5 protein-coding genes are annotated in these 6,022 nt (G+C 36.2%); 4 read left to right on the top strand and 1 reads right to left on the bottom strand.

What is annotated here, in order from left to right; genetic code table 11:
- Positions 1-68 precede the first annotated feature (68 nt).
- The 3 genes from D7Y06_RS23550 to D7Y06_RS23540 are packed head-to-tail and all read left to right on the top strand — an operon-like array spanning position 69 to position 3,311.
- A complete protein-coding gene (locus tag D7Y06_RS23550) occupies positions 69-827 on the top strand; it encodes an ABC-three component system protein (RefSeq protein WP_120409961.1) in 759 nt (252 codons plus the stop codon).
- Position 828: 1 nt separating this feature from the next.
- Positions 829-1,329 (top strand): three component ABC system middle component, encoded by a 501-nt coding sequence (locus D7Y06_RS23545; RefSeq protein WP_120409960.1) that lies wholly within the window; start codon positions 829-831, stop codon positions 1,327-1,329.
- 2 nt (positions 1,330-1,331) lie between these two features.
- Positions 1,332-3,311, top strand: coding sequence for a DUF3732 domain-containing protein (locus tag D7Y06_RS23540; RefSeq protein WP_120409959.1), 1,980 nt, complete (start codon positions 1,332-1,334; stop codon positions 3,309-3,311).
- A 289-nt stretch (positions 3,312-3,600) separates the two neighbouring features.
- On the opposite strand, the gene D7Y06_RS23535 is transcribed toward D7Y06_RS23540, so the two are convergent.
- On the bottom strand, positions 3,601-4,308 hold the full coding sequence (locus tag D7Y06_RS23535; protein ID WP_243119488.1) for a transposase: 708 nt from the start codon (positions 4,306-4,308) through the stop codon (positions 3,601-3,603).
- A 295-nt stretch (positions 4,309-4,603) separates the two neighbouring features.
- Here D7Y06_RS23535 and D7Y06_RS23530 point away from each other — a divergent pair, with 295 nt between their 5' ends.
- Positions 4,604-5,992 carry an FtsX-like permease family protein gene (locus tag D7Y06_RS23530; RefSeq protein ID WP_243119487.1) on the top strand — a complete coding sequence of 463 codons (1,389 nt, stop codon included), beginning with the start codon at positions 4,604-4,606 and terminating at the stop codon, positions 5,990-5,992.
- Positions 5,993-6,022 lie beyond the last annotated feature (30 nt).

The raw sequence follows: 6,022 nt of genomic DNA, 5'->3' as shown, positions 1-6,022 counted from the left end.
CAGGGAACCCCGTGCCAATTAAAAGAAAAACACAATATGTTGTAGTTGCTTGAGTTAGGTTGTTAACATTGATTGGAGAAGAGTATAAAAAATATATTGAATATTTTTTCGCTCAAGACAGGATGGAAATGGCTTGCAAGATAATTCAAAATTTTGAATTAAAAAAGTGTATTGATAATTATACGATAACTGTAAGGAAAGAATTTGATAAATCTGGTATTCCGGCAGATATTATTGAACCTATATATATGGGAATTATTGGTTGGATAGATTTAAATGTAACAAAAATGGTTGAAAATAATGAAGCAATAATTATTTCATTTGAAAATTATCAGGTACAATTAAGAGCGCTTTATAGAGATTATAATCAAAAACATAGTCTTATGCCTCATTCAGTAAAACCGAGTAAGCTTGAAATTCAAAATGAATTACAACAGCAGAGAACATATATAACACAGTTGGAGATTATTGATTGTGATTACACAGAAAAGATTGAGGCGATAAATGATTTTATACGAGCATCAATAGATAGAACGATTTGGGCAGATAATGGAGATATAAGTTTTTTGAGTATGCAATCGTATGAGGAAAAACTAAAACGTTCATGGAACTTGGAACGGAAAATTATTATGATTGAAAATAAGAATGAATTACCAGAAGAACAGGGAAAACTGATTTATTATAAATGTCAGAGGAACCAAATTGAAATGTCATCAGTCAGTGTACCAGATTTTTTTCAAAATGGTTGTTATCATTTGCTGGCGGATGGGCTGGAAGTCGGTTGGCATCCACAGTATTTGGAGAAGATTAAAGAGGTGAAAGATTAGCATGAGTAAACTGACGAAAGAGTTTTATAATATTCAAAATCCGGCATTAGGGGCTTACTTGTTAGCACGTTTTTCACTAGGTTATTTGGAGGAAAATCAGAGTATGCCACCAATGCCATTGTTATTTGTTGTATTGCCCATGATTTATAAAAAGGATGTTGTTGATTTTATATCATCAACACAGAAAACATCAGGTTTGCATTTCTTTGTAGATAAATTTACTGAGAAACAAAACAGTAATAATGATTTGATTATTCAAATACAAGGTTTGAGCCAGCAATATAAAATGATGACATTAGAAGCGCTTCGTATATCTATAATCGGAGAGTTAATATCTATTCAAGATAAGGTATACATATTACCGTTAAGAGATAATATAAATGATTTTAAGCCAAAGACAAAGGATATAAGAAAAATGGGAAATGCTGCTGAAAAATTTGGTATATGGTGTTCAAAACTTTCATTAGTGGAAATTTCTCAAATTTTGAAAGTGAGGTTTTAAAAGTGTATTTTCAAATTGAAAAAATAATACTATGGTCTAAAAAGATACAATGTGCATTTAAAACAGTTGATTTTGAGATTGAAAAGGTAAATATAATAACAGGAGCTTCCAGAACAGGTAAATCTGCGATCATTCCTATTATTGATTATTGTTTAGGAGATGGGAATTGTCAAATACCGGTTAATACAATACGTGATGCATGTTCATGGTTTGGTGTATTGGTAAAATTGGAGAGTAAACGTATTTTACTAGCAAGAAGAGAACCCGGACAACAAAAGTCCACAGACGATATGATGTTGCTGGAGGGGCAGGAAATTGTAATTCCAGAAATACCAGCTAAAAATACAACACGTAAAAATGTTCGCAGACATTTAGACGAGATAGCAAGAGTTTCTTTCCTAGAGATAGAACAGGAAGAACTAAATGGGTTTACTGATAGACCTTCATTTAGAGATATGATGGCTTTTTGTTACCAATCTCAAAATATAGTTGCCAATGCTAATACTTTATTTTATAAAGCAGATACAATGGAACACAGAACAAAACTTATAAATATTTTCCCATATGTTTTGGGAGCGGTAACGCCTGAAATTTTAGCCAAAAGGCAAGAGTTAAGTGATTTAGAGAAAAAATTAAAGCGCAAAGAGCGTGAATTAGAAAAAATGCAAGAGGTATCTGATAGATGGCAGATTGAAATAGGTGCTTGGATTAATGCTGCAAAAGAATATGGTTTAATTGAAGCAGAACATTCGGTAGATTCTTTAAGCTTCAGGGATCAGCTGGCTTTATTAAAAGAAATTTCTCAAAAAAATAATACAGATGTTTATATATTAGGGGAGAATATTAAAAATTCATCAAAAGAAATAGTTGAGTTGCGGAAAAGAGAAAATGAAATATCATTAGAATTATCAAAGTATAAGAGCCGATATTTGGAAATGACGCAATTTGTTGAAAGTATAGATGATTATCGGAAAACACTTACAATACAGATTGATAGATTGAATATATCAAAATGGTTTGAAGAGCTGACAAAAAAGAATGAGATTTGTCCGTTTTGTGGAAGTAAACATAATGTTGATGAAAAAATGAAAGAGTTGGTTAGTAGCTTGGAGGCACTTGAATATGAAACTGAAGAAATTGCAGAAATTCCTGTAGCTTTTGAAAGAGAATATTCCCTTGTACAAGGAAAAATTTCAGAATTAACTGAAAATCTTAATTCTATTCAAAAGTCTATAAAAATACAAAATAATAAAAAAGATGAAACATACAACCAAAAATATACGCTGGAAAGTATGTCACGTTTTTTGGGGAAGGTTGAATATGCTGAGGAAGCATATAGAGCCATGGCATTTGATGGTGAACTGCAAGAGGAAATTGTACGATTGAAGGGAAGAATTTCTGATTTGCAGAAAGAAATTAATGAATCTATAATACAAAAGAAATTTAGAGCAGCTTTGAAAAATATTGAATTAAAGGTTATGAAATTATTACCTATGTTGGATACGGAAAGGCCAGAAGATAATGTTGAGATAGATTATAAAAATCTTACGATTACGGTTATAGGGAAAACTGGACGTAAAGATTATTTGTGGGAAATAGGGAGTGGTTCCAATTGGTTATCATACCACATTTCTGTATCATTGGCATTTCAAATGTTTTTTGCGGAACAGAGTTATTCTACAGTGCCACAATTTATTGTATATGATCAGCCTAGTCAAGTATATTTCCCCAAAAAATTGGCACAAAAGGAAAATGAAAAAGAGGAAGATCCTCAGCTTGAAGATGAGGATATATTAGCTGTTAGAAAAATATTTGAAGCAATGTCGAGCACTTTGGAAAAGACAAGTCCACATATACAAATTATAGTGTTAGAACATGCTTCGGAAGCTGCATGGAGTGAAATTAAAAATATAAATTTAGTAGAAGAGTGGAGGGGAGATAATAATAAATTAATACCCAGAGAATGGCTAGATGAAAATTAGCTTTCATATAAAAAGGTTGTTTTGAATAGATGATATTATGACATAATGTGTAAAAATGGAATAGATTTTGGTTATTAGTTTTTGTGAAATTAAGGATAAAAACGTGAGAAATAGGATTACATGAGTACTCTCGGAAACTCTTGAATAGTGGATTGAAAATTATACAAAAATGAACATTGGTTAGTATTTGCATGGAATATGTACAACAACCAATTTGCTTATAAGAATAGTTCTTAATTTTGGGCGCACTTCTCCCTTGTACTATAGGATGCTGTTTAAAATTATCTATTTAGTTAAATTGTATGGATGCCGTTTCGTCGGCGGAGCCTTTGCTTTGTTTTTTCATCCATGCATCCGCATGGATGTTTATGCCGGCAATTACCGCAAAGAAAGTATATCTTTTTCTTCGGTGGATGCCCATGGCATGCAGATGGTAATCGTTGAGGATGCGGTTGTTTACACGTTCGCAGGATGTGCGGTTTTTATAAATTTTTTTATATTCCCGTGTCCCTCTGGCAACCGGAGGATAAAGGCGCACGTCCCATTCCGGTTTTGTATAGACGCACCGCCCGTATGGGGATTTGGAGCATTTATCCCGGCACGGACAGTTATCCACTTTGCGGCAGGCCAGCGGGCAGCGCCATTTGCACCGGCTGCGGCCGGAGCAATAGCCCCAGTATACCATCCGGTAACCGGCCTGGCAGATGGGCGTTCCATCCTTATCGATTATAATTTCATCCGGAATGGATTTTGGCATGCTGCGGCTGGCATTCAGGTCGATAAAAGGCCGGATGCCCCATGTTTTACAAAGGTTATACGTAGGGTAGTTGTCATTGGCGGAATCAAAACACAGATTTTGGATGGGAATATTAGGGTTCAGGCCACGAAATTCCTTAAGCGTAACAATCCCGCTGACACTGTCGTGGCGTCTTGCATCCAGGAAACGGATATGTAAAGGAAGGTCGATTCCAAGCTGGCCGTCATGGTAAGACAGCATATACAACGTATATCCAAAATAATAAGTTCCAAGATCGCTGTCCCAGCCCCAATGGGCATCCGGATCAGAATAATGGCGCGGACAGTTGCAACGGGCCTGTCCATGGACCGGACAGCCGCACAAACTGGCAGGTTTGTCAATAGGGATTTGAAAATTTACTGAAAGAATAAAGAAAATATGTAAAAAATCCACTGAAAAGTGGAGGTAAAGAAAAAATGGAGTTCTTTGGAACAGCAGTATTTTCAAGGGCTGTGAATTTCCGAGAGTACTCTTTCTGTATTGGGAGGTGAAACCAATGACAGAGGGTAAATTGATCATTCGTAATGTGCACAAAAACATACAGGACTATATGATTTATTTTCTGACGCTTACGGTTTCGGTAAGTATGTTTTACGCTTTCAATTCCATTCAGACCCAGCCAGCATTAAATGATCTTGACGCAACAAAGCAATTACTTTCTGACCAGTTAGGGATATTGCTTTCTGCATTATCTGTTGTAGTGGCTGCCACCCTTGCGTTTCTTATCCTGTATGCAAATCAGTTCCTCTTAAAACGCAGGAAAAAGGAATTAGGGATTTATACATTGTTAGGAATGGAAAAAGGGAAAATATCAAGGATTTTTGCCGGGGAAACCTTATGCGTGGGCATTCTGTCCCTTGTGTTTGGGCTTATATTAGGGCTGCTTTTGTCACAGGGACTTTCCATATTTTCTTTATGCCTGTTTGCAATAGATATGAGTAAGTTTCAGATTGTTTTTTCCATAAGTGCGCTGAAAAAGACAATCGGCTGTTTTGTATTGATTTTTCTGATTGTTATGATTTTTAATGTGCGCACGGTTTCTTCGGTCAAGCTGATTGACCTGTTGACCGCCAGCAGGAAGAATGAAGTCATGGCACTAAGGAACAAAGCTGCCGGGATTTCTTTAGCCGCGCTTTCTATCCTTTGTATTGTTTCTTCTGGCGTGATTATTCAGCACTATGGTATACTTCCCAGCCGCGAAAATTCATGGTTTCAGATTGCAGTAGTTTTATTAGCAGCAGGGACAGCACTTTTCTTCTTTTCTGTATCGGCAGTATTGCTTACAGCGATACAGGCAAACAGGAAAATTTATCTAAAAGGGCTGAATACCTTTTTAAGCCGACAGATCGGAAGTAAAGTGCAGACGGATTTTATGACTATGAGCGTAGTATGCGCTTTGCTCACCATATCTATTTGTGGCATATCCGTGGGGATAAGTTCTGCTTTAACCATGAATGAAACGTCTAAGGCTTCGCTTCCTTATGATCTGAATGTTGTTGCGGATATTGATGTGGCGGGAGAAACGGACATTGCGGCATATCTGAAATCAAGGGACGTGGGATTAGGTATCTATGCAGACAGCATAGCGCAGATCAGCCTTTATGAAGCAGAAATAACCTATGGAGATTTATTTGAGGGGCAGGACTTAAACTTATGGCACATTGACAATTCCATTCCCGAAGTGGGTGTTTCGGTAGTTTCCATTTCAGATTTTAACCGTGCATTAGCGGCACAGGGTAAAGCCCCCATAAATCTTGCTGATAATGAATTTCTCTTAAACTGTAATTACAAAGGCACTTTGCAATATATTGATTCATTTTTGCAGTCCTGTACGGAAATTGACTTGAATCATAGGGGGGTACATTCCCCGATGCTTGCATCGTAACTTGCTTAACACAATACTAAAAAAGTGATA

It is taken from the genome of Roseburia sp. 1XD42-69, from assembly GCF_003612565.1.
GTDB lineage: Bacteria > Bacillota > Clostridia > Lachnospirales > Lachnospiraceae > Roseburia_B.
The sequence above is the reverse complement of the archived record's forward strand: the minus strand, read 5'-3'. Positions and strand labels throughout refer to the sequence as shown.